This is a genomic window from Petrimonas mucosa (assembly GCF_900095795.1).
Taxonomy (GTDB): Bacteria; Bacteroidota; Bacteroidia; order Bacteroidales; family Dysgonomonadaceae; genus Petrimonas; species Petrimonas mucosa.
Window position 1 is genome coordinate 189304 of sequence record NZ_LT608328.1, and the last position, 23711, is coordinate 213014.

Consider the following 23711-nt stretch of genomic DNA (forward strand, 5'->3'; position numbering starts at 1 on the left):
TAGGGAGTACTAAAGAGTGTTTATTTGCTTGCGCCGGATTAAAAGTAAAATAATCAAAATAATACGAATATATAAATGGAAACGAAGAAACTACTTTTTAGATACTTTTTATTTTGCTCCCTTTTTATTACAAACACTTTGTATTCACAAGAGTTGCAAACAGTATCCAGAATAGGATTGGGAATAAATGGACTTGATCTGGCGGTTGAGTTACCCATAGCGAAAAAAATAACCATTGAACCGAGCATTGGTCTTGGGCCAAGTTATGATTTCGGTGAAGGTGAAGCCCTTACGTTCAGGATGGATTGGCATTGGACATTATTGAATCCGAGCGTACATTTAGGAGTAAATGGCAAGTTTATTTATAACCATAAAAGTGAACCGAAATTATTCAATTCGGGAAACTTTATCGGTTTAAAAGTGAAATATGTATCAAAACCATTAACTGATGAGATACATTATTTGACCAATACATTGCTAACAAATCTGAATTGGGGAGGACAGCGAAATATTGGAAGACATTGGATTTTCAGTTATTCGTTAGGAGCAGGATACGGCTACAACCTCGATGAACCGTATGGTTTATTCTATCCGGCTTTCGATCTCAAATTTGCCTATGTATTGCCCTACGGAAGAAGCAATTAAAATTTAACTATAGCAAACAAAATACTAAATAGTCTCTTAGCTAATAAATTAATGTTTTCACAATTATAATTAGTATGAGGGACTATTATTTTACTAATTGTTTCTTTCTGCAAAAATAGAAGAACAAATAATGATACAAATATCGGCATGAAACGTATAATATTTTGTACTTTGGTTTTGGTTATGTTTTTTCTTAATTCAGTTTATTTGAATGCGCAAATCCAAAAAACTTTAGGTATGGATGGCGGTTTTTACTTTAATTCCAGTAACATAGCATATCATTTTTCGTTGACTTATAGCCTTCAATTCAATCAGTATTTTGGAATTTCTGCTGGAACTATGTTCCTTTCCGTTCCATTGGATATTGCTGGATGGTCGGATAGTTCAAGAAATAGCAGCTATTATTTTGATGAAGATAATATTAAACGTTTCAATCTGTTTTTTTCTACTTTTTATTCACGACCACTTTTCCAATCTACAGGTGTTTACACGAATTGGTCGGTTTCATTCGAACCAATTCCATATGAGTATATATCATTAGAGAAACGGATGAACAATGATATACTATCCGAGAATGTAGGTAAATACCAATTTACTGGATTTTCACCCGGTACATTTTTAGAAATGGGCTTAGTTCAATATTTAAATAGAGATAATAATGGATTAAGGCTATCCCTCGGGTTTGGTTATGGCTGGTATGATATGTATGCCGGTTATAATAGAGCTATTATTGATGGACAAAGAATATCGACATATATTCCTAATAATAATCTTTATAAAAGGATAAGTCTAAAGTTAATTGGACTTTAGACGATTAATGACTTAAAAATAAATGTAATTACACTTTCTAAATTCTAACGCGCTCATACCATATTTTCATTAAACAAATAGTTGGGATAATGTTTTCATTTAGCGAAGGTGCCTAAAATATCACATTTTACAACCAGTTCGGTGTTATACAGGAATTGGTTTCCTTATCTTTGAAATTAACAGACACAGTCTGTCATATTTCGGGAAACGATCATCCGGTTACAGACAATAGACTTATCGTATTATATTTTTTGTTTGGGTTTAATAGTTTAGAATTCACCTCTCTCCTTTTTTTGGGGGATGGATTATTATAGCCGGCGGTTACATTCTTTCCAGTACTATGGCCAACCATTTGTTTAACGAAAATCTCACTAATATACATTTCGCTTGTAAGATGAGTTACGTAGCTGTTACGGGTATAGGCGGTCGATAAATTCCGGTCTATCCCTAATTGTGCTGCTATTACTTTTAATGAATTATTTATTGGGTTTAATGCCAGTTGAATAGCGTCTTTTATCTTTCTTTCGTTTTGATCTACTCGTTCGATGCCGTTAAGAAATGGAAAGATATATCCATTCTGTTCTTTATTGCCGTGTCGGTTAATTATTTCTACCATTGGAGGTAGTAGCGGAGCGCAAATAGGCTCTGGATTTTTTTTCTTTTTTGTATCTCTGGTTTTCTTACGATGAAATACAATCTCTTGGGATGCTCCGTCGATGTCTTTGTATTGCAACCTGCATAGATCACCGAAATTTAGTCCGTTACAATAGAACATGAATATGAAAATATCCCTTGCAACCATCAATCCTTGATTGTCAGTCTCAAAATCCTCTATTTTCCAAATGTCCTCAATGTCTAAAGCGATAGATTTTCTCCCACCTTCCGGAATAGAATATTTATTCTTGCCCTCTCCAAATGGATAGCGAGTTCCGCTTAAATAAGGGTCTTCTCCATTGTTTATTATTGCCCTAAGTGTTCTCATATAAATCCCGATAGTAGCGTATTCTATACCGGTCGCACTCCAAAAGTCTTCGCAGTCAGATAAAAATTTCACCGTGATATCGTCAAATTTAATATCAGCGATGACGTTTAAAACATCCTTACCTTTTGTCTTATGCTTTTTACTTACACATTCTTCAATAAATAGTTGTTTGGCTATTTTACTTTTGATTTTTCTGTAATACTGAAAACGTATAAGAGCGTTTAATGTGGTTCTGTATATTGTTGCATTCCCGACCTTGAAGGTGTTGTTTAAAGTGTTTATTTTGGCCGTAAACGCATCATTTACGGTTAAGATATCCGACTTGCCTAATTTGTGATCGAGTGCTGCAAAAGAGAAATTGTCTGCAGTCTCTTTAACGGACGGAGGATTTGCGAGGTTGCGGGGGGGGGGGGGATATCCACTATCCCTTGTAATCTCGCAAATCCTGTGTTCTACGATGTCGCCGTTAGGCGAGGAGTAGAATGCAGGATGTAATCCTCCGTCCGTTCTCCCGACGAGCCGAAGGCGATGTCGGGAGAACTGCGGGTTTAAGAATATCATCAAAATATTTTTGTATGTCGTCTTTATGCTCTCTTAGATGTGCCGCTTTAGTCTTAAAATTAAAATCAGCTTCCTCTGAAGCTTCAAATAATTCCCAGTCCTCACGATCTAATACTTTTCCTGTAGAGTAGTAGTCGCTATCTCTTTTATATGTTACACGCCACCGTAGTGGGCATTCATTTTCGGGATTTTTATTCCTTATATCTCGAACAAGTTTAACGGTTATACCGTTATTGGAATAGTAGAATTTCATATCAGTATATTTTTAGATTGTATTCGATATATAACAAACAATCATAACAAACAAATAACAAACAAAAGTAGCAAAAATATACAAATAGAAGAAATAGGAAAGAGTTAATAATTTATTATATATGCTGTTAAACAGGTATTTATGAATTATTTGAAAATAGAGAAAAAATACAGAAATAACTGTTTAAAAGCTTCCCAAGCTGGGGGTCGCGAGTTCGAGTCTCGTTTGCCGCTCTCTGAGTACCAATCGCTTACAGGTTTATCCTGCAAGCGATTTTTTTTGTGCCGCTCTCCTCCTTCAGAGCATCATCTATCAGAGAAGAAGACAATCTCAGCCCTCTTCAACTGTCAAACAGTATCTGCTAACGGAGAGCACTGCCAGCTGACCGGCCAATATCGGAATTGAATGGCCTGGTTTATTCGAATGAGGTGATCAACCGGTCGATAAACGCAGGTTTGTTGTCGCAATTGAATCTCACCGACACCTTGTTTGCCTGGCATTTCGTACAGAGATAGTTACATGGGCGCACCGGGATCTTTGCCAGGCACAGGTACCACACCTTCATGATAATCGGGCAGCGGCCCCATCTCATAGGTCTCCGGTCCATAGCGGAGGGTTGAAGAGATGATCTCGTCCCAACTGATCTCTTTACCCGTATAGGCTGCCTCTCTTCCCAATATGGCAACCAGTGTAGAATAGGCCAGATCTTCTGCCTGGTTGATTTTCTTGTTCAAACGGATCGATTCCACCAGGTGGATATGTTCCTGGTTGTAGGGGTTTTTTACCGGCTTCTTCTCATAATCGTATTTCCACAGGAGGTTTCCACTCCAGTCGACTATCTTGATCGATCCCCCGTCGTTCAGCTGGGCCATCCCTTTTGCGCCCAGGATCTGTTCCGACACATTGCCGTCACATCCATCTATCTGCCTGGCGGTATGCAGCATTCGTTTGTTGTTGTTGTAATAATAATCGACACTGAAGAAGTCGAAGATGTCTCCGGTCAACCTGCGTGCGCGTCCACCAAAACCGACTGCTCTCAAGGGCTTTTCACCCATGAACCAGGTGACGACATCGATATTGTGAATACCTTGATCGAGGATATGATCTCCACTCAGCCATTTAATATTAAACCAGTTGCGGATGCAATACTCCATATCGCTCCACTCGGGACGCTTGACCTTGTTCCACCAGGCACCCTGATTCCAATGAGATGTGCAGGAGACAACCTCACCAATGATTCCATTTCTTATTTGAATATATGCCTCCCAATAGTCGCGACGGTGCCTGCGCTGGTTTCCGGTAATTACGGTAAGTCCCTTTCCTGTAGCCACTTTCGATGCAGCAATGACCGTACGGATGCCTGTTGGATCTACCGCACACGGTTTCTCCATAAAGAGATGCTTACCGGCCTCCACAGCCGCCTTGAAATGTTCAGGACGGAAATGGGTCGGGGTACACAAGAGCACCACATCAACATCCTCCATCTCCAAGATCTTCTTGTATGCATCGAATCCCAAAAAGCAGTTGCGGTCGTCCACTTTGTTATTGTACTTTTCAGAGAGGAGCCTCCGGCAACTCTCCATCCTGTCGGGAAAGAGATCGGCCAGGGCAACTATGGAGAGATTGGGTCCAGCCTCCAGAAACTGGGTAGCAGCACCGGTACCCCTGTCTCCGCAACCGATGAGTGCAGCCCTCAATGGTTCTCCATCTGGAGCGATCTCAACAAAGGAGAACATACCCAGCTCTTCGGGGGTATGTTGCTTGCCAGATTCTCTATTCTCTCCCTTAGAGCAGGATGTGATCAATGCGGGGGTGCCGATTCCCAATGGGAGCGATGCGCCCAGGATGGCTGAATTGGATAAAAAGTCACGTCGTTTCATACTCTTCAATATTTAGAAATTTGATAATAAGGTTACTCTCTGTTACAGCTCGAACTCTTTGGTGAGACGAATATCTTCGGAGGAGCAGCTCTTTATCCAACTCCTTGATCTCCGGCTTGCCGTAGCGGAATGTGGTATAGCCTAATCCATATCCGAACGGATAAAGGGGCTTTCCTGTGAAATACTGGTAGGTCCGCCCCTTGGTCAAATCATAATCCCCAAACGGAGGTAACTCCTCGAGCGAGTTGTAGTAAGTCAACACCAATCTTCCACCCGGGTTGTAACGGCCAAAAAGCACTTCGGCTACGGCAGTTCCTCCCTGCTCCCCCTGGCGGATCGATATCATGCGAAGCATACACCTACAACCTGTAGTCTTCCCAGACACGGGCGGAGGGATCGGCAGTATACATATTTCGATAACAAGCGGCCAATGTAAAAACCGGCGCAATAGCCGACAGTAAAATAGCTCTCATGACCATCAGCCTCATAACTTTTTCATTTCTTCCACAACCTCTCTATCTCTTCCAGCGATTTCCCTTTTGTTTCGGGAACCATCTTCCATACAAAAAGGGCAGAAAGAAGAGCCATCAATCCGTAGAAACCATAGGTCAACGCCCCGCTGTACTCCATCATTGCCGGATAGGTAGAGGAGATGAGGTAGTTGGCGGCCCATTGCGCAGTAACAGCTATCGCAACCGCTTGGCCACGGATCTTGTTGGGGAAGATCTCAGATATCAGTACCCAGCAGATCGGTCCCCACGACATCATGAATGAGGCGGTGTAGATGATGATAAATACCAGCGTGCTTATGCCGATGATCTCGTTATAAGCCAACCAGGAAATGGCAAACATGCCAATGGCCATGCCAATCGATCCGGTAATCAGCAGCGGTTTTCTACCCCATTTGTCCACCGTCAGGATGGCAACAACCGTAAAGATAACATTCACAAATCCCATGATGATGGTCTGCAACATGGAGGCATCCTTTGCGGCACCCATGCTCTCGAAGATCCGTGGAGCATAATAGAGCGCCACGTTGATTCCCACGAACTGCTGGAATACAGACAGAAGTATCCCGATAAAAATGACAACTTTACCATAGGAATATATGCTGGAACGCTCCGTTACACGACCAATGGATTGCTTTATTTCAAAAAGGATACTCTCGGCCCGTAACCTGTCGGCATTGATGCGGGTTAACACCGTACGTGCTTTCTCGTCGCGATTCGACAACACCAGGTAACGCGGCGTCTCGGGCACCATAAAGAGGAGGATCCCGAAGAGGGCCGCAGGAATGGCTTCCGAAGCGAACATGTAGCGCCATCCGATATCGTTGATCCACTCGATGGTCTGCCCGTAGGCAATGCTCCAATTTACGAAATAGACCACCAACATCCCAAAGATGATGGCAAACTGGTTGAAGGAAACCAGTCTCCCCCGGATACCGGCAGGAGATATCTCACTGATGTACATGGGTGAAACGGCAGAGGCCAGCCCCACCCCCACTCCACCTATGATGCGGTAGAGGTTGAATGCCAGCAGCAGTCCGATGGAGGGTTCGCCCTTGGTGAAGAAAAGGGTTTCGGGGAAACCCGATCCCAATGCCGAGAGAAAAAAGAGAATGGCCGAAATGAGCAGGGTCTTTTTCCTGCCGAACCGGTTCGAAAAGAGTCCCGAAAGCATTCCCCCTGCGACACAGCCTATCAGGGCACTCGACACGGTGGCTCCATGGATCAGTGAATTCAAACCCAACGGTCTGATGAGGTAAGCCTCGATCGATTTCTCCGCACCTGATATTACAGCCGTGTCGTAACCGAAGAGGAGTCCGCCCAGCGTAGCTACCAGAGTAATTCCAAAAATATAGGTCTTGTTGTATTTCATCTGCTTTCAAGCTATATGACGCAAAAACCGGAACAGGTATCCGGAAATGGACTCCGGTTCCGGACAATCTCGTCGAGGTTCGTCAAATATACATGTTCACAATCGATTCGTAAAGTTCCTGCTTGCCACTGATCTGGGCCGGCTCTTTCCCCAGCGAGATGGCATACTGGCGCAGATCCTCAAGCGAAAGTCTGCCCTCCTCGAACTCTTTGCCTTTGCCGCTGTCGAAAGAGGCATACCTCTCCTTCAGCATCTGCAGGTAGGGCGACTCTTCAAGGATCCCGGCGGCAGCCTCCAGGGCACGGGCAAAAGCATCCATTCCGGCAATGTGAGCAATGAAGATATCTTCCAGATCGGTAGAGTTGCGCCTAGTTTTGGCATCAAAATTGGTCCCTCCGCCCTGTAGTCCACCCCCCTTCAGGATAACCAGCATGGCTTGTGTCAACTCATAAACGTCGATGGGGAACTGGTCGGTATCCCAACCGTTCTGGTAATCTCCCCGGTTGGCGTCGATCGAGCCCAGCATGCCTGCATCGACAGCGCATTGCAGATCATGTTCAAAGGTGTGGCCGGCCAGCGTGGCATGATTCACCTCGATATTCAGCTTGAAGTCCTTGTCGAGGCCATGTGCGCGCAAGAAGCCGATCACCGTCTCGGCATCCGTGTCATACTGATGCTTGGTAGGTTCCATCGGTTTAGGCTCAATGAGGAAGGTTCCCCTGAATCCTTTCGAGCGGGCATAATCACGGGCCTTGGTCAGCATCATGGCCAGATGTTCCTTCTCACGTTTCATGTCGGTATTCAAGAGGCTCATGTACCCTTCGCGTCCACCCCAGAAGACATAATTCTCGCCTCCCAGCTCGATAGTGGCATCCAGGGCATTCTTGATCTGCGTGGCAGCATAGGCTACACTGTCGAAGTTGGGATTGGTGGCCGCTCCGTTCATATAACGTTTATGGCTGAAGACGTTGGCCGTTCCCCAAAGCAGTTTTATGCCCGTCTCGGCCATTCTTTCCTTTGCATAGGCAACGATCGACTTCAGATTGGCCTCATACTCCTCAATGGAGTTCCCCTCATCGATCAGGTCAACATCGTGAAAACAGAAATATTCGATTCCCATCTTCTGCATGAACTCAAAGCCTGCGTCCAGTTTCTTCTTGGCTCTCTCCAATGCACCCTCGCCGTTATTCCACTCGAAATCTTTCGTCTCCTCCCCAAAGGGATCGCTCGATTCAGCACAAAGGGTGTGCCAGTATGCCATCGAAAACTTGAACCAATCTTTCATCTTGCGGCCATAGACCACCTTCTCCGCATCGTAATAACGGAAAGCCAGCGGGTTCTTGCTCTCCTTGCCTTCAAACCGGATCTGTCCGATGCCGGGAAAAAACTCTTTTCTTGTTTCCATAATTGTTTCTGTTATCAGTTTATTATTTTGTAATGTATCTTTTCCATCGTTGATATGCAGCTTCATACTCGTCGCGATGCGCTACGTCAGGTTCAATGGTCATGATCCTCCTTAACGAGGCAAACGCCTCTTCGTTGGACGAATAGATCCCGACCCCGATTCCGGCCGCCTTTGCAGCACCGGCCGCCCCATCGGTATCGAACAGTTCGATGGTAGCACCGGTAACACTGGCCAGCGTCTCCCTGAACACGGAGCTCAGGAACATGTTGGCATTCCCTGCCCGGATAAGGTTGAGCTGCATCCCCATCTCTTCCATGATCTCCATACCGTACCGGAAAGAGAATACAATTCCCTCCTGCGATGCACGGACCATATCGGAGATGGTATGGATATTGAAATTGATGCCGTGAAAGGAAGATCCCGGATCCCTATTCTGCAGAACCCGTTCCGCACCATTACCAAAGGGAATCACTGAAATGCCCCTCGAACCAACTGGCGATTTCGAGGCCAGCACGTTCATGTCGTCATAACCCAAACCCTGCTGGATCATGTTCTTTTTTATCCAAGAGTTTAGGATGCCGGTACCGTTAATGCACAGCAGAACGCCCAATCTCGGCTCCTCTGGGGTATGGTTGACATGAGCAAAGGTATTTACCCGCGACAGCGGATCGTAGTTCACCTCCCCCAAGACACCATAGACAACGCCCGATGTTCCCGCGGTGGAGGCAATCTCTCCAGGATGGAAAACATTGAGTGATACCGCATTATTGGGTTGATCCCCTGCCCGGTATCCTACCGGTGTCCCCTCCTTCAGTCCCAGCTCCCTGGCAGCTCCGGCAGAAACCGCTCCCTGAAAACCGAAGATCGGAACCAGCCGGGGGATGATATCGTAACTGAATCCGAAGCAGCTCATCACCTCTTCAGAGATCCCATTCTTCTGAAAATCCCAGAAGATGCCTTCCGACAATCCCTCGACGGTGGCGGTTACCTCACCGGTCAGCCTCATGGCAATATAGTCTCCGGGAAGCATGATCTTGTCGATCTTTCCGTAGAGATCAGGCTCATTCTCTTTCACCCAGGCCAGTTTCGAAGCGGTGAAATTGCCCGGCGAGTTCAACAGGGAAGCCAATGCCTTTTCGGGCCCGATCGCCCGGAATGCCTTCTCACCGTAGGCAACAGCCCTGCTGTCGCACCAGATGATGGAAGGGCGAAGCACCTTGCCCTCCCGGTCTACCGCAACCAGCCCGTGCATCTGCCACGATATGCCGATCCCCTTGATATCCGCTACATCTATGCCCGACTTCTCGATGACAGACCGATTGGCCAGTTTCAGATTTTCCCACCACATCGCCGGATCCTGCTCGGCCCAGCCGGGTCTTGCCGCATGGATCGGCATCTCGCTCTTCGGGAAAAAATCGGATGCCACTATCTCTCCCGTTTCGGCATTCACCAGACATGCCTTTACCGATGAACTGCCAATATCGTATCCTAACAAATACATGATCTTCCTCCTCTATTCATTGATAAAATAGTTATCACCCTCAATCTCCACAAGGGCCTGCACCACTTTTCCGGTGGCCAGCGAAGCGGCATCGGGCTGTTTACCCCCCACCGATACCTGCAGTTTGCCTGCCTCCACAACCGGAACGTTCTCGTGGTTTCTCGCAGCAATCTGATGCGGTTTCAACCTGAATTCCACGCTCCGGGTCTCCCCGCTCTTCAGATGTATCCGCCGGAATCCCTGCAAGGCACGAACCGGTTTCTGCAGGTTGCTTTCGGGCAATGAGACATAGAGCTGTACAACCTCATCACCATCCATCTCTCCGGTATTGGTAACATCCACAGTGACAGCTATCTCATCCCCGCTCTTCACCTTTTCGGGGATCGACCTGAGCCGGTATTTGAAGGTGGTGTAGCTCAATCCAAACCCAAACTCGTAAAGAGGCTCTCCCTCAAAGTAGCGGTAGGTCTTGCCTCTCATGTCGTAACTGTCGAAGGGAGGGATCTGGTTCACGTCCTTGTAGAAGGTGACCGGAAGGCGGCCAGCCGGGTTGTAATCTCCAAAAATGAGATCGGCAATGGCCTGTCCTCCCGCCTGCCCCGGATACCACGCCTCGATGATGGCCGGAATATTCTGCGCTTCCCACTCTATCGACAATGCACTGCCATTGAGCAGGACAAGCACCGTTGGCTTGTTGAGTTGAAGTATCTCCTTCATCAATTCGGTCTGTACGGCAGGTATCTTGATATCGACACGGTCTCCTCCGGCAAAACCGGGCACCTCTACTCGCATCTCCTCACCCTCCAGACGGGGACTAAGCCCCATGCAAAAGATCACCAGGTCTGAACTCCTGGCCAGATCAACGGCCTCCTGTCTCAATCTCGGATTGGGTAGATCCCAAAGAATCTTCACATGGGCATATTCGGTTTCATCCTGAATATACTCCACCTCTATCTCGTAAGGTTTCCCGGCTTCGAGCTGCATGTAGCCATACTGTTTCCTGGCGTGGTGCCGATCCCTGCCCTCTGCAACCACCTGGCCGTCGACCATTAATTTGAAACCGGTGAAAGCTTCACCCCCCAGGGCATATTCACCAGTAACCGGAGGAACGAGAACACCCCTCCAACGGATGGCAAACCTCGCTTGAGGCAGATCTTCGAACGGCGCTGTATCCCACCAGACAAAGTCGATATTGGGATCGACTCGCATATGTTTTGCACCCCCCTCAAACCTGTTGTTGTCGAAATATTCCGCATGCAATCCCTTTGTATGAAGCGATTTGTCGGTATAAAAACAGTCTGACGGAATCAGGGAAAGAGCGGGAAGCTGCTCGGCCAATGGAGCCCCCTGGGCATAAGCCACCTCGGCATGGGGCAGCTTTTCGATTATCCCCCTCAACGGGGTAATTCCGTCGGACGGGTAACCGTTGTAGTTACCCAGCAGGATCTCGGGATCATCAGCGTTGGGTCCGATGACGGCCACCTTTTTCACCTCCTTGCTGAAAGGGAGCAAATTGTTGTCGTTCTTCAACAACACCATCGATTTCCGGGCACTCTCCAGCGCCAGCAACCGGTGCTGTTCACAGTCCACAACATCGATGGGAATCTGCGCATAACTCACCTTGCCCTCCGGATCAAACATCCCCAGCCTGAAGCGGGCAAGCAGCAACCGCCTTACCGAAAGATCCAGTTCCGCTTCAGTGATCAGGTTCTGTTTCAGTGCATCGAGCAATCCTTTGGCATAGGTGTCACCGCAATTCAGGTCGGTTCCGGCCTTGACCGCCTTGGCCGATGCTTCAGCAGCGTTGCTGACCACATGGTGGGCACTCTCCCGATAGAAGTCGCTGATGGCTCCGCAATCGGAAACGATATAGCCGTCAAAGCCCCACTTGTTACGCAGGAGATCCTCCAGGTACTTGTCGCCGCAGCAAGGCTCCCCACGCAACCGGTTGTAGGCACACATGACCGAATAGGCACCGGCCTCCTGGACGCTACGCCTGAAATGGGGCAGATAGGTTTCGGCCAGGTCATAATCGGAAGGATAGACATCGAACGAGTGGCGGTTAGATTCCGGACCGCTATGGACGGCAAAATGCTTCACGGTCGCCACCAGTTTCAGGTACCTGGGATCGTCCCCCTGCAGCCCCTTGATGAAAGGGATTGCAAGTTCGGCTGTCAGGAAGGGATCTTCCCCGTAAGTCTCCATCCCTCTTCCCCAGCGCGGATCGCGGAAGATATTGATGTTGGGGGTCCAGAAGGTCAATCCCTGGTAAATTCCCCTCTTTCCTTGCGCCACATAATGGTGGTGCTTGGCACGTGCCTCATCCGATATGGCCGTGGCAATATCAAACATCTGCCGACTGTCCCACATGGCAGCCATCCCGATGGCTTGTGGAAAGACCGTAGCCAGACCGGAACGGCCAACACCGTGCAGGCACTCGTTCCACCAATTGTAAGCCGGAATCCCCAGCCGGTCGATAGCCGGCGAATCGAAGCGCATCAGCTCAGCCTTCTCTTCGATTGTCAACCGTGAGAGCAGGTCGTCCGCTCTTTCTTCGAAAGAGAGTTTTGTGTTTAAATAAGGCTGCACCTCTTTGCAGGAAAAAAAGAGAAATCCTGCGATCCACAAAAGAAACAGGTAGGAAACAGAAGTCTTTTTCATCGCAAACTGTATTTTGAGTTTAACATGAACGGCTAACTATATAGTTTTCGTGTATTTTTTTTGTGTACTTTTTTATCGAACCTGTAAAGCCTGGGAGCTCTGTAAGGTACATCTTTCTGCACTTCGTCCAATTGTTCCAGGCCTTCAATCTGCATTATTTTTTTCTTGAAGTTACGGACATCAGACGTTGTGCCCATGATGGCGTCGTAGAGGTTGCGGAGTTGAGTCATGGTAAATTTTCGGGGAAGCAACTCGAACAACATGGAGGGCTCCGACTTCACTTTGTGGCGTATATGCTCTAACGCAGTATCCGCAATTTCATTGTGATCGAAAGCTAGCCGTAAAGATTTTAATGAACTTACGTCGTACCAGTTTGCTGCAGTATTCTCCGACTCAAAAATAATTTTTCTACTTATTTTAATCAGTGCCACATACCCTACTGTAACGATTCTGCCGATTTTCATGTTTGTCAGTTTCTCCAGCCAATTTTTGTCCCTCATATTCTTTGTCCTTTGGGGATTGCCAAAGCTATGAAACTGGCTCAGGTAAATGTTTTTTAATCCCGTCAGTTCGTTAAGGATACGTATAGCTGCCTCATCCAGGTCTTCATCTTCGAAAATAATGCTTCCCGGTAATTTTTTATCGCTAAAGTTTTGTTCTTCTATCGTCCGTTCGATAAGCAATACTTTCAGTTTTTCACCGTCAAACCCAAAAACAACGCAGTCCACCGAAACGTGAGGGTTGTAAACATGAGTGCTATTTTTCATGACATATTCTTAATAAGAATACAAAATTATACAGATTAATCACAATACATGTAAAATTTTTATATGTTTTAAAACATTATTATCAGCAATTTATATAAAGTAAAAAATACATATATAAAAATAACCTTATTGTAATTAATACGTATATGTGACAGGAATGAGGTCAAAGCCTCTTCCCTTCAATTGACCGGGCCACCGGACATGATGCTCCAAAACTACTCACCGTTTTCACTGTCGAGCAGCCAGTTTTTAATGTGGCTCCGGCAGCTCGATGTACTCTCGAGCGATCTTTCGTCTACACAATGTTGGGAGTGGCCATCCGACAGCAACCCCTCAACGGTAGCCACCAGGCTTCGATATCGTGCCGATATTGGAGAGATTGAGTATGCAGGCAGATGTTCACTGCGGTGAATCTTAATCTCCTTACTATTTCAACACTCATGGTTTGCTGACATAATTCCAACAAAATTCACAATTCAGAAATTTTTCTACTTTTTTTTTTGTTATTTTGCAAGCAGACTCCTTAACCATACTTTATATGATTCTCAGATTAACTGAACTTATTGAAAAAGCCAAACAGAAGCCCACACGAAGAGTTGCAGTAGCGGCAGCAGAGGACGAGATGGTGTTAAAGTCACTCGTTGCAGCCATGCAACAAGGAGTTATCAGCCCTGTGCTGGTGGGCGACAAAACCGCAATTGAAAAAACCGCGAAACATGCTGCCCTTGACCTGAGTCGGGTTGAGATCATCCACAATCCCGACGGTGCCGTCGAATCGGCAAAGATCGCGCTATCTCTCGTCAAGAGAGGTGATGCCGATATTCTGATGAAGGGGCTTATTCCTACGGGCGATCTGCTTAGGGCGGTACTCGACAAGGCGAATGGTCTGCGCAAAGCAGCCCTGCTCAGTCATGTAGCCTTCTTTGAATCTCCCTACTACCACAAACTCTTATGTGTAACGGATGCAGCCATGAACATCGCTCCCGATTTCGACACCAAAGTACACATTCTCAACAATGCCGTAGAGGCGTGTCACAAACTCGGGATAACTGAACCGAAAGTAGCTGTTGTCGCAGCCGTGGAAATTGTTAACCCTAAAATGGAAGCCACCGTTCATGCTGCTCTGCTAAAAGAGATGAACATCAAAAAACAATTGCAGGGATGCATCGTGGACGGGCCCTTCGCCATCGATATTGCCGTCGACAAAGAGGCTGCCGCACACAAAGGCATCGTCAGTGAGGTTGCCGGAGATAGCGACATTATTCTCGTGCCCGACATCGAAGCCGGAAATATTTTCTACAAGGCATTGAACTTCTTGGGTGGAGCCGTCTGTGCTGCCGTAATCATGGGGGCTGCGGTTCCCATCGTCCTCACATCACGCTCCGATTCCGAAATCAGCAAGATGCTGTCGATCTCGCTGGCAGCAGCAATGGATTAAACATTAAAACTATGGACACTACTCCACGAATCCTGGTAATCAATCCAGGTTCAACATCAACAAAAATTGCCGTTTATAAAAACGGAGATGTAGTTTTTTTAAAGACTATCCGCCACTCAGTCGAGGAATTAAGCCAGTTTAAAAGAATAAGCGATCAGTATGAATTTCGCAAGAATATCATCTACAATGAATTAAAGAACGCCGAAATCAGGTTGGATCTTATCCGGATCGTCGTCGGACGCGGAGGAATAGTGAAACCCATCGCGTCGGGCGTTTACAGGGTAAACGAAACCATGAAGAGAGACCTTATCGAGGCAAAAAGAGGAGAACACGCCAGCAACCTGGGGGCACTCATTGCCGACGACATTGCCAGGCAACTCCCGTCGGCAGAGGCATTTATTGCCGATCCCGTGGTTGTTGACGAACTGGAACCCATTGCCCGGTATTCCGGACATCCCCTTTTCGAAAGAGTATCCCTTTTCCATGCGCTCAATCAGAAAGCGATCGCACGTGCCCATGCCAAATCCCTGATGCGCAGATATGAGGACATGGATCTTATCGTGGCCCACCTGGGCGGCGGAATATCGGTGGGGGTACACCACAAGGGCCGGGTCATCGACGTAAACCAGGCGCTTGACGGCGACGGCCCCATCTCACCCGAACGGTCAGGAACATTGCCTGTGGGCGAACTGCTCAAGATGGCTTTTAGCGGTAAATACACCTACGAGGAGATGAAATCGATGGTGGTAGGTAAAGGGGGACTATACGCCTATACCGGATTGAACGATGCCTACGAAGTGGAAAAGGCGGCCCAGGCAGGCGACAAGAGGTGTTACGAAGTGATGGAGGCGATGGCCTATCAGATAGCCAAGGAGATCGGAGCCTTCTCTACCGTCCTGAAGGGGGATGTGGATGCGATCCTGCTCACCGGCGGAATGGCCAACAGCAAGTGGTTCTGCAACCTGATCATCGAGCGGATCCATAAGATTGCACCGGTATATGTATATCCGGGCGAGGATGAGATGAAGGCCCTGGCTGAAAACGGAGCCTTGATCCTCAATGGAGAGATAGAACCCAAAGAGTACGTGTAACGGGGCTATGTATCTCTTCAACCCCGAGAATGACCTGGCACTGGCCAACTTCAGCGCCAACTACACTCCTCCGGCTTCAGCAGTGAAGATTGCCGCGGATCTGGCACTGTTGCCGGTATGGTATGCCCCTGCCGGGGCAAAGGTGATTGCCTCAACGGTTCAAGACGGGCCTTACCTCTCCTGGCTGCAAGAAAAATTCATCCTCCGGAATAGACTCGTTTCACTCTTCGACATACCCCTCTTCCCGGAAGAAGAGATTATCCCGTGGGGATGGAACCCGGCATTGAGAAAGAAACTGCTGGATGCCGGAGTATCCAAAGAGAAGCTCCCCACCATGGAGGCGTTGGCACAGCTTCGCAGCGACTCAGGCAGGCAGAACGCCATACATATCCTGAACGAACTCAAGGCAGAGAATAACGGGTTTTGCGGAGAATCCTATTTTTTCTCCGCTGTTGACGATCTGTTGCATTTTTTACATTCGCGACACGGAGATCACGTATTGAAAATGCCCAATTCAGGTAGCGGTAAGGGATTGAGCTGGGTCAAAGGGAAAATAACCGACAAACAAACCGATTGGTGCCGGCGGGTAATCCACGAACAGGGAGGCCTTGTTGCGGAGCCTGTTCTGATCAAGATCGAGGATTTTGCCATGGAATTCAACCTTGCCGACAATAAAGCTGAATTTATCGGGTACTCCCTGTTCCAATCCACCTCTTCGGGAGCCTACAGGGGCAACTTCCTGATGCCACAAACCGATATGGAAGAGAGGTTGAGTGAATACACCGGCCCGGAGCTACTGCGGCAACTCCGGAAATCGCTTGCCGAAAAACTTTCCCGCCAATTTCCAACCTATTCCGGCTATTTGGGAGTGGACATGATGGTTTGCAAAACCGATACGGGTTATCGGGTCCAACCTTGTGTCGAGATTAACCTTCGAATGAATATGGGGATTGTCGCCCACATTTTCTACAACCGTTTTGTAAAAACCGGATCTACCGGAAAATTCACGGTCGATTTTTTTAAAAAAACAGGCGAAGCATTAACTTTCCAACAGAGAATGTCGACGGATTTTCCCCTCATCATTGAAAACGGGAGAATTGTTTCGGGATTTTTATCTTTAACACCGGTTTCCGAACAAACACAATATCTGGCTTATGTATTTGCTACCTCCCCATCTCTTCCGCAAAATACCGGTAAAACAGCGGAATAGTACGAATGCCGTTGTAAAACTGTTCCAACGGGTAATTCTCATTGGGCGAATGAATGGCATCAGATCCTAACCCAAAGCCCATCAGGACCGACTTAACACCGAGAATTTCTTCAAAAGTGGCGATAATCGGAATACTTCCTCCCGAACGGACGGGAACCGGAGTTTTTCCGTATACCTCCGTGTAGGCTTTTTCGGCGGCCTTGTATGCCGGCAAATCAATCGGGCAGACATACGACGGCCCTCCGTGCAGGTATTCCACTTTCACCTTTACCGATTTCGGAGCAATGCTTTCAAAGAATTTCACAAACAGTTGGGCTATTTTGTTGTGGTCCTGGTTGGGCACCAGCCGGGTACTGATCTTGGCGTATGCTTTTGAAGGGAGAACCGTCTTTGCACCTTCGCCCGTATAACCTCCCCATATGCCGCAAACATCAAACGTGGGCCGTATGCCGGTACGTTCATTGGTGCTGTATCCCTTCTCGCCTGCAACCTCCTTCACGCCGAGCGATCTCTTGTACTCATCCAATGAGAAGGGGGCCTTTGCCATCATCGTCCGCTCCTTGCGGGAGACCTCCACCACATCGTCGTAAAAGCCGGGAATCAGTATCCGCCCATCATCGTCGGTGGTCTGGGCAATCATTTTGGCCAGCACGTTGATCGGGTTGGCCACGGCACCACCAAAAAGTCCCGAATGCAGATCTTTGTCCGGGCCGGTAACTTCCACCTGCCAGTATGCCAACCCGCGCAACCCGGTGGTAATGGAAGGAACATCCGGGGCTATCATTGAGGTATCTGAGACCAGAATAACATCGGCCTGCAGCATTTTTTTGTGTTTTTTGCAAAACTTGGGCAAACTGGGCGACCCAACCTCTTCTTCTCCCTCAATCAGGAATTTCACATTACAATTCAGTTTCCCCGACTTCACGAGGTATTCAAACGCTTTGGCGTGCATAAATCCCTGGCCTTTATCGTCATCGGCGCCACGCGCCCAGATCTTCCCCTCTTTCACCACCGGTTCAAAGGGGTCGGTTTTCCATAAGCCGACCGGATCAACCGGCATAACGTCCATATGAGCGTAAACCATTACGGTGGGTGCCTTGGGGTCGATTATCTTCTCGCCATATGTCACCGGATTTCCATCGGTTTCATATACCTCCGCCTTATCGGCACCGGCAGCGAGCAGGATTTCTTTCCATTTTTCGGCGGCGCGGTACATGTCCGCTTTGTGCTCCGGCAGTGATGAAATGGATGGAATTCGGATCAGTTCAAACAGCTCGTCAAGGAAACGCTTTTCGTGGATTTTTACATACTTGTCGATTTCTTTCATATCGATTCTGTTTATTGTTAGCATATTTGTCACAAACTTAAGGAAAATTGCCGGATTTTCTTCCCGGATACATGAATTAAAAAGACTAATCCACTCATTTATTCGGTGAATTGGTTGCCAGGGGTAGTTGCCTTGCTAAACATCCTGTAAACCTTAATATCGTCGCTACTACCTTTAAAGACAAAAGGGAAAGATTGATTTGTCGTGTAGTTCATATACCCCCATCCGCACCCATTGATAACAGCTTGTTTCAAAGCCCTGGCACCTGATGCGCCTTTTTTGTCATCTTCGTTGCAAACAACGGGTTTGCCGTATTTTTTCAATTTACCAATTTTAGATGGATAGTTGTCGATGGGGGTGATGTTGAAATGGATCAGTATAAAGTCAGCCGCTTCTATCAATGAACCGTGGAGCTCTCCATTACCCAAACCGCTGGTGCTGACTAGCAGTCCGGGGTTGTACTGTTTTGCAAGCCTGATCAATTCCAACTGTCCTTTTTCACTCATCAGCCAATCACCATCAGGCCAGTTTTTGTATCCACCATGTTGGTATTCGTTAGATATTTCGAGAATAACATTGGAGAACCTTTTTTCGGCAATCCATTTCACCGTATTCTTTATGGCATTTTTGATGCTCTCTTTGCCTGAGAGAGCTGAAAAATGAGAGTATTGCCGTTGATAAAAACAGGAGAGATTGACTACAACATCTTGTCTCTCGCAGGCCCTTATTATTCTTTCAACTCTCTCAAGATAATTTTTCCGCAGTGTACCATCTGCGTTAAAGGCGGAATTGATGGCTCCTTCGTAACCCGGGTCCCCTCCTTGGAGTGAGATGGTAAACGCATTTACGCCATAAGCAACATATTCAGGAATCAGGGAAATAAATGCATCGGCATTGGTCTCCGGATCAAACTTCTCCTCCATTTCCAATGCTTGCCGGCTGCGATCTTCAAAAACCGCATTGACCATTCGCACATTCATTAACAATCCTTCAGCAGCAGCTCCCCTGTTGATCACAACCCCATCATAATACCACTTATCTCCCCGAATAAAGATTCCTCTCATCTGTTTTCCGTTTTTCATGACGGTACAGCCAGAGCACATGTAAAGCATCACGATATAAAAAATAAGCTTGTAACGTGAGTTCGGGATAAGAAAATCATAAAAAAAGTTGTGATATAGGGAGATTATTTGTATATTTATAGCTGTTAATCAAACAAATAACAAACATCAACCCTATGATCACAACAGACAAAGTTATTGAAATATTTTGTATTGCCGACGATTTTTGTGCAGAATATGAGAATGAAATCCGGAATCACCAACTTCAAGCAGGTGACATAACGAAAAGGAGAAACAGGAAAACGCAAATGTCCCAGAGCGAGATTATTGCCGTGATGGTCTGCTTCCACTGTGGAACCTTTCATAATTTCAAGAATTATTACCTGTTTTATATTTGCAAGCACATGAAGAGCTATTTTCCAAATGCCGTTTCCTACAACCGTTTTGTCGAGTTGCAACCCAGGGTGATTGTACCTTTCATGCTGTTGCTCAAACTCTTTGGATTTGGTGAATGCACAGGCATTACATATGTGGATAGCACTCCAATCAAAGTATGTCATAACAAGCGTATCCACTCGAATAAAGTATTCAGGGATTTGGCACAAAGAGGGAAAAGTACGATGGGCTGGTTTTTTGGATTCAAGCTTCATCTGGTCTGTAATGAAAAGGGTGAATTGCTGAATTTCTCTCTCACAAAAGGCAATGTCGACGATAGAAACCCTGACGTAATCAATGTTCTTACCAAAGATCTTTTCGGTAAACTATATGCAGACAAGGGTTACATCAGCACAAAGCTCTTCGAGATGCTGTTTGACCAGGGAGTTCATTTAGTGACCGGTATACGCTCAAATATGAAAAATTCCCTGATGTCATTCCGCGACAAGATTCTCTTACGCAAAAGATCTGTAATTGAGTCCATCAATGATGAACTGAAGAATATCTGCCAGATAGAACATTCAAGGCATCGTTCCACACATAATTTCATCATGAACATAATTGCTGCATTGGTGGCATATTGTTTCTTTCCCAAAAAGCCTTCAATCAAATTTGAAGTGGAAAAGTCAAGTCAATTAACCATTTGGGGATAATATGTTATCCCGAACTCACGTTTGTAAAATACTATCTCCTTACGCATATGGCCAAAATTAGGAATAAAATTCAGTTCATATACAGCTCTTAATAATCAGTTCCAATGTTTTAATGTAGACATCACCCCTATTGTTGTCGTCAGAGGGGAGAGATTGAAGTGGCTCGAATAACATTTCGGGTTCGGAAAGACCGGTATCGTTACTGCCATACTGACCATCTCTGCCCCCCATCTTCCAGACAATTAACTCCAGCGAAGGAACTACATAGAAACAGTGGCCGCCAGATCCAGTTTTCCAGTAGGCATCCCTGGGCAACTCAGGAATTGAACCGTTGCTATTAATGTTGAACTGTAGGCTGTAAGTGAAGTGTGGGTTATAGGGAGAAGCCTTGGTCGCTTTTCGGACATATTCTTTTGGCACAATCTGTTCTCCCTTCCAATTCCCTTCGTTTAACAAGAGATAACAAAAGCGTAACATATCTGTACTTCTCAAAGCAATACCGCCCCCTCCCGGAGTGTGTGCAACCTGTCTGGCATATTTATATCCGAAACCCCATCGTCCCCAGCCCAATGGTGTTGCCAGGTGTGTATCAATATAATCTTCCAGCTCGTTGCCTGTAATATGCCGAAGCATGATGGATGCAATATGAATGGATGCGGTGGCATAGGAATACCCCTCTCCGGGATTGCACCAGAGAGATTGGGTGCTGAATGGGACTTTACCCATTCTTCCCGTTTCAATTCCCAGGGCATAAGTATCTACCAGGGCATACCATCCATCGGGGCCGACAGGATCAATTTCTCGGGCTATACCGTTTACAAATACCGGATTATTCCCTCTGATGCCTGCAGTAAAGCTTAAGAGCTGCCCCAGCTGTATATCAGCCATCCGGCTGTCGGGTAAGGGAAATGCATTGAATGGAAGATAATCGGGAGTGAAAATTTTTTGATTCAGGCCTTTTGGAAAAAGATCAGGTCGCTCATCCATTAATATTCCTACAGCAATACTGGTAAATGATTTTCCACAAGAACCCAAATTGGGTGTGGCTTCGCGTTGTCCCTTACCAAAATATTTCTCATAGACCAGGTATCCGTTTTTGACCACCAACAACCCGCCGTTATCAGTAGTAGTACGTACAAAGTCGAAAGCGCTATTTAATTTAAACGGGTCTATACCCGCAACTTTTTTAATCTCCTCAGGACCGGTCAAGGTTCTCCACCCCCTCAGCGAATCAGGCAAAGGAAAATAGGTTTTGGTTTCATTCAATATAAATGTCTTATTATCACACTTTTTAAATGTGACACTCACCAGTAAAATAAATATTGCGATCAGCACTTTCATCGTTAGGGATAGTATGAATGTATAGGTAATATTCGAGCATGTGTCGGAAGATTTAGGTCTGTATCTGTCTCTGAAATGGTTTTTGGAAATTCACCTCCCGATTATCCGAATCGTAGCCTCACACTGTTTAACCTCCTGCATAATTAATTTAGTTTCAGGGGTTGGGCGTAAAACTACAAAAAAAATTACATCCTGAAGCGGATACCATACTTTTTATCTGTCAATAAAATTTTTCTTCCTGTTTTTAATTACAATAACTCACCTTAAAATAAGTTGAGTGTACATGTTTTCTCCAACAGCTTAAAAAAACCTCCAGTTAAGCACGCTTTAATACCGCCACCCAGGCCTTCTTATCAGGTGTAGTTATGCGTGTTGAATTACCCAGATTGAAAAGCTGAGGCTCAGTTTGCCACTCCCCTGTGCTTATATCCATCCACCGTATCTCAAAATCAGAGTTCCCTAAATCCACATTCAACCTTACATCTCCTCCATTTGGGAAAAAGATAACATATGCTTCTCCTGGTTTACAAGCAAGGTAAGCCTCATGCTCAGCCCTGTCCAGTAAAAGACTATTGTCGGCCTCCATTACATAAAACTTCACTACTGATTCAATTTTACGCGCAGCACTAATTGAAGTTACTGCAAGTTCATTTAAACCAAGTCCCGAATTCGGACGGTGAAAGCGTGTAGATGCTGCTCCACCAATTAAATGCATCCACCACCGATGTACAGCATCTTTCGAGTTTCCATATCTCCCGGTATCTGCACCATAGGTCTTTACAATATTTATTGGTCGTGGCTTTTCCCTAATATAATTCCTAACCCATTGGAAATTTGTCCATACTGCTTCACCCTTCTGATGAGTATTTTGTGAAACTTCACAAAATTGATATTTCTCCGGATGATCAAATGTTCGTCTATGAATATCGGTACGCATGTCCCAGTTATCCCACATCTCTGTAACACAGATCTTCTTGTTTTTTTTATCTGCCACCGACTGAATATAATCAGCCCAGAAAGAGGACCAATTTTCGTCTCCCGAAGTCTCATTATCAATACAATACAGCACATGTCTGTGTTTAAGAGTATACGACAAAACCTTATCTATAAACTTTTTTTGGAAATTAAATACACTTTCATTATCCCTCTGCAAAGGTGATGTGAAGAAAAAAGGCTGTTTATTTGATCCTGCGTGATCTGGATAGTTATCACTAAAACCTGACTCCTCTTTACTGTAATTGATATTATTATCAGGATTATATGGATGAGGAGGCCAGTTTTTCTGACTATAATCAAATCTATCCCACAATTCAATTTGCACTATAATATCTCTTTTTGCTGTTTCTTTAAGAAAAGTTTCAAAGCGTTTCCAATATTCATCATTCCATTCATTCAAATCATATCGCCCTGATTCCAACTGCTTAAATGGATATAGCTCAAACCCCATATCCTTGCGGTCACTCAGGGTATTACGAACATAATTGGCACCGACCAGTTTCATTGAATCAAGATGTGGAATCAATATCTCTTCCGGCCATTGAAACAGGTTATCGTCGTTACTTCCACCCAAAAGTATTAAAGGTTCTCCTTTATATTCCCAGAATGACGGATTTTTACTCCATGGCTGAATAGGTCTTCTGCTTTTGAAAAGGATTAAACTCTGTCCTTCAACAGTTCCAACAAAGAATATTGAAATTATTAAAAATAATACTGTTTTATTTACTTTCATAGTCAATTTTTTTAGTCAATTCGAAAAAAACCATTAATATTTAGCCCACTTTTTAAACACCACTTTTCACAAATGCGAAA

The 23711-nt window shown here is 45.8% G+C and carries 19 protein-coding genes and 1 pseudogene; 7 read left to right on the top strand and 13 right to left on the bottom strand.

All coding sequences use genetic code 11. The annotated features are described in order from the left end of the window. Positions 1-75 precede the first annotated feature (75 nt). Together ING2E5A_RS00800 and ING2E5A_RS00805 are read left to right on the top strand one after the other, a co-directional pair. Entirely contained in the window at positions 76-645 is a 570-nt protein-coding gene (locus ING2E5A_RS00800; RefSeq protein ID WP_045088827.1) for a hypothetical protein, read from the top strand. Between the two features lie 207 nt (positions 646-852). Then, positions 853-1455 carry a hypothetical protein gene (locus tag ING2E5A_RS00805; RefSeq protein WP_154669994.1) on the top strand — a complete coding sequence of 201 codons (603 nt, stop codon included), beginning with the start codon at positions 853-855 and terminating at the stop codon, positions 1453-1455. A 211-nt stretch (positions 1456-1666) separates the two neighbouring features. On the opposite strand, the gene ING2E5A_RS00810 is transcribed toward ING2E5A_RS00805, so the two are convergent. The 9 genes and pseudogenes from ING2E5A_RS00810 to ING2E5A_RS00845 all read right to left on the bottom strand — a co-directional run bounded on the left by ING2E5A_RS00810 (position 1667) and on the right by ING2E5A_RS00845 (position 13346). Next, a complete protein-coding gene (locus ING2E5A_RS00810; protein ID WP_071135769.1) occupies positions 1667-2998 on the bottom strand; it encodes a phage integrase SAM-like domain-containing protein in 1332 nt (443 codons plus the stop codon). Then, a complete protein-coding gene (locus ING2E5A_RS15435) occupies positions 2904-3251 on the bottom strand; it encodes a hypothetical protein (protein WP_161941914.1) in 348 nt (115 codons plus the stop codon). The genes ING2E5A_RS00810 and ING2E5A_RS15435 overlap by 95 nt, the downstream gene beginning before the upstream one ends. 515 nt (positions 3252-3766) lie before the next feature. Next, a complete protein-coding gene (locus ING2E5A_RS00815; protein WP_083373109.1) occupies positions 3767-5131 on the bottom strand; it encodes a Gfo/Idh/MocA family protein in 1365 nt (454 codons plus the stop codon). Positions 5132-5231: 100 nt separating this feature from the next. Continuing rightward, positions 5232-5459 (bottom strand): annotated as a pseudogene (locus ING2E5A_RS15150) (glycoside hydrolase family 3 C-terminal domain-containing protein); the annotation flags it as partial. Positions 5460-5626: 167 nt separating this feature from the next. Further along, positions 5627-7012 (bottom strand): D-xylose transporter XylE, encoded by a 1386-nt coding sequence (xylE, locus tag ING2E5A_RS00825; protein WP_071135772.1) that lies wholly within the window; start codon positions 7010-7012, stop codon positions 5627-5629. A gap of 82 nt (positions 7013-7094) precedes the next feature. Continuing rightward, positions 7095-8417, bottom strand: a complete 1323-nt coding sequence (gene xylA / locus ING2E5A_RS00830) for a xylose isomerase (RefSeq protein ID WP_071138113.1) — start codon at positions 8415-8417, stop codon at positions 7095-7097. Positions 8418-8439: 22 nt separating this feature from the next. Next, complete coding sequence (locus tag ING2E5A_RS00835; RefSeq protein WP_071135773.1) at positions 8440-9918, bottom strand: xylulokinase; 1479 nt, start codon at positions 9916-9918, stop codon at positions 8440-8442. 12 nt (positions 9919-9930) lie between these two features. Further along, entirely contained in the window at positions 9931-12579 is a 2649-nt protein-coding gene (locus ING2E5A_RS00840) for a glycoside hydrolase family 3 C-terminal domain-containing protein (protein ID WP_071135774.1), read from the bottom strand. Between the two features lie 32 nt (positions 12580-12611). Continuing rightward, positions 12612-13346, bottom strand: coding sequence for an NUDIX hydrolase (locus ING2E5A_RS00845; protein WP_071135775.1), 735 nt, complete (start codon positions 13344-13346; stop codon positions 12612-12614). 201 nt (positions 13347-13547) lie between these two features. Between ING2E5A_RS00845 and ING2E5A_RS15155 the strand changes: the two genes are divergently transcribed. From ING2E5A_RS15155 to ING2E5A_RS00860, 4 genes are all read left to right on the top strand, one after another. Then, the gene (locus ING2E5A_RS15155; RefSeq protein ID WP_143102485.1) at positions 13548-13757 is read left to right on the top strand and encodes a hypothetical protein; all 210 of its coding nucleotides are present in this window, start codon (positions 13548-13550) and stop codon (positions 13755-13757) included. A 127-nt stretch (positions 13758-13884) separates the two neighbouring features. Then, positions 13885-14784, top strand: a complete 900-nt coding sequence (locus tag ING2E5A_RS00850; RefSeq protein WP_071135776.1) for a bifunctional enoyl-CoA hydratase/phosphate acetyltransferase — start codon at positions 13885-13887, stop codon at positions 14782-14784. 11 nt (positions 14785-14795) lie between these two features. Then, on the top strand, positions 14796-15875 hold the full coding sequence (gene buk / locus ING2E5A_RS00855; RefSeq protein WP_071135777.1) for a butyrate kinase: 1080 nt from the start codon (positions 14796-14798) through the stop codon (positions 15873-15875). A gap of 7 nt (positions 15876-15882) precedes the next feature. Next, positions 15883-17085, top strand: coding sequence for a hypothetical protein (locus ING2E5A_RS00860; protein ID WP_071135778.1), 1203 nt, complete (start codon positions 15883-15885; stop codon positions 17083-17085). Here the strand turns inward: ING2E5A_RS00860 and ING2E5A_RS00865 are convergent. Together ING2E5A_RS00865 and ING2E5A_RS00870 are read right to left on the bottom strand one after the other, a co-directional pair. Beyond that, positions 17039-18412 (bottom strand): dipeptidase, encoded by a 1374-nt coding sequence (locus ING2E5A_RS00865; RefSeq protein ID WP_071135779.1) that lies wholly within the window; start codon positions 18410-18412, stop codon positions 17039-17041. The two genes, ING2E5A_RS00860 and ING2E5A_RS00865, sit on opposite strands and share 47 nt — an antisense overlap. A gap of 98 nt (positions 18413-18510) precedes the next feature. Next, positions 18511-19476 carry a cellulase family glycosylhydrolase gene (locus ING2E5A_RS00870; protein ID WP_161941915.1) on the bottom strand — a complete coding sequence of 322 codons (966 nt, stop codon included), beginning with the start codon at positions 19474-19476 and terminating at the stop codon, positions 18511-18513. 173 nt (positions 19477-19649) lie between these two features. On the opposite strand from ING2E5A_RS00870, the gene ING2E5A_RS00875 reads away from it, so the two are divergent. Next, on the top strand, positions 19650-20561 hold the full coding sequence (locus tag ING2E5A_RS00875) for an IS982 family transposase (protein ID WP_005842164.1): 912 nt from the start codon (positions 19650-19652) through the stop codon (positions 20559-20561). Positions 20562-20636: 75 nt separating this feature from the next. Here the strand turns inward: ING2E5A_RS00875 and ING2E5A_RS00880 are convergent, their stop codons facing one another. After that, complete coding sequence (locus ING2E5A_RS00880) at positions 20637-21827, bottom strand: serine hydrolase domain-containing protein (protein WP_231960404.1); 1191 nt, start codon at positions 21825-21827, stop codon at positions 20637-20639. Positions 21828-22218: 391 nt separating this feature from the next. After that, on the bottom strand, positions 22219-23631 hold the full coding sequence (locus ING2E5A_RS00885) for a DUF6298 domain-containing protein (RefSeq protein ID WP_071135782.1): 1413 nt from the start codon (positions 23629-23631) through the stop codon (positions 22219-22221). Between the last annotated feature and the right edge of the window lie 80 nt (positions 23632-23711).

Excerpts from the sequence above, each read along its gene's own strand:
- ING2E5A_RS00800 (WP_045088827.1), top strand. The coding sequence starts at position 76 with ATGGAAACGAAGAAACTACTTTTTAGATACTTTTTATTTTGCTCCCTT.
- ING2E5A_RS00810 (WP_071135769.1), bottom strand. The coding sequence starts at position 2,998 with ATGATATTCTTAAACCCGCAGTTCTCCCGACATCGCCTTCGGCTCGTC.
- ING2E5A_RS15435 (WP_161941914.1), bottom strand. The coding sequence starts at position 3,251 with ATGAAATTCTACTATTCCAATAACGGTATAACCGTTAAACTTGTTCGA.
- ING2E5A_RS00815 (WP_083373109.1), bottom strand. The coding sequence starts at position 5,131 with ATGAAACGACGTGACTTTTTATCCAATTCAGCCATCCTGGGCGCATCG.
- xylE (WP_071135772.1), bottom strand. The coding sequence starts at position 7,012 with ATGAAATACAACAAGACCTATATTTTTGGAATTACTCTGGTAGCTACG.
- xylA (WP_071138113.1), bottom strand. The coding sequence starts at position 8,417 with ATGGAAACAAGAAAAGAGTTTTTTCCCGGCATCGGACAGATCCGGTTT.
- ING2E5A_RS00835 (WP_071135773.1), bottom strand. The coding sequence starts at position 9,918 with ATGTATTTGTTAGGATACGATATTGGCAGTTCATCGGTAAAGGCATGT.
- ING2E5A_RS00840 (WP_071135774.1), bottom strand. The coding sequence starts at position 12,579 with ATGAAAAAGACTTCTGTTTCCTACCTGTTTCTTTTGTGGATCGCAGGA.
- ING2E5A_RS00845 (WP_071135775.1), bottom strand. The coding sequence starts at position 13,346 with ATGAAAAATAGCACTCATGTTTACAACCCTCACGTTTCGGTGGACTGC.
- ING2E5A_RS15155 (WP_143102485.1), top strand. The coding sequence starts at position 13,548 with ATGATGCTCCAAAACTACTCACCGTTTTCACTGTCGAGCAGCCAGTTT.
- ING2E5A_RS00850 (WP_071135776.1), top strand. The coding sequence starts at position 13,885 with ATGATTCTCAGATTAACTGAACTTATTGAAAAAGCCAAACAGAAGCCC.
- buk (WP_071135777.1), top strand. The coding sequence starts at position 14,796 with ATGGACACTACTCCACGAATCCTGGTAATCAATCCAGGTTCAACATCA.
- ING2E5A_RS00860 (WP_071135778.1), top strand. The coding sequence starts at position 15,883 with ATGTATCTCTTCAACCCCGAGAATGACCTGGCACTGGCCAACTTCAGC.
- ING2E5A_RS00865 (WP_071135779.1), bottom strand. The coding sequence starts at position 18,412 with ATGAAAGAAATCGACAAGTATGTAAAAATCCACGAAAAGCGTTTCCTT.
- ING2E5A_RS00870 (WP_161941915.1), bottom strand. The coding sequence starts at position 19,476 with ATGAGAGGAATCTTTATTCGGGGAGATAAGTGGTATTATGATGGGGTT.
- ING2E5A_RS00875 (WP_005842164.1), top strand. The coding sequence starts at position 19,650 with ATGATCACAACAGACAAAGTTATTGAAATATTTTGTATTGCCGACGAT.
- ING2E5A_RS00885 (WP_071135782.1), bottom strand. The coding sequence starts at position 23,631 with ATGAAAGTAAATAAAACAGTATTATTTTTAATAATTTCAATATTCTTT.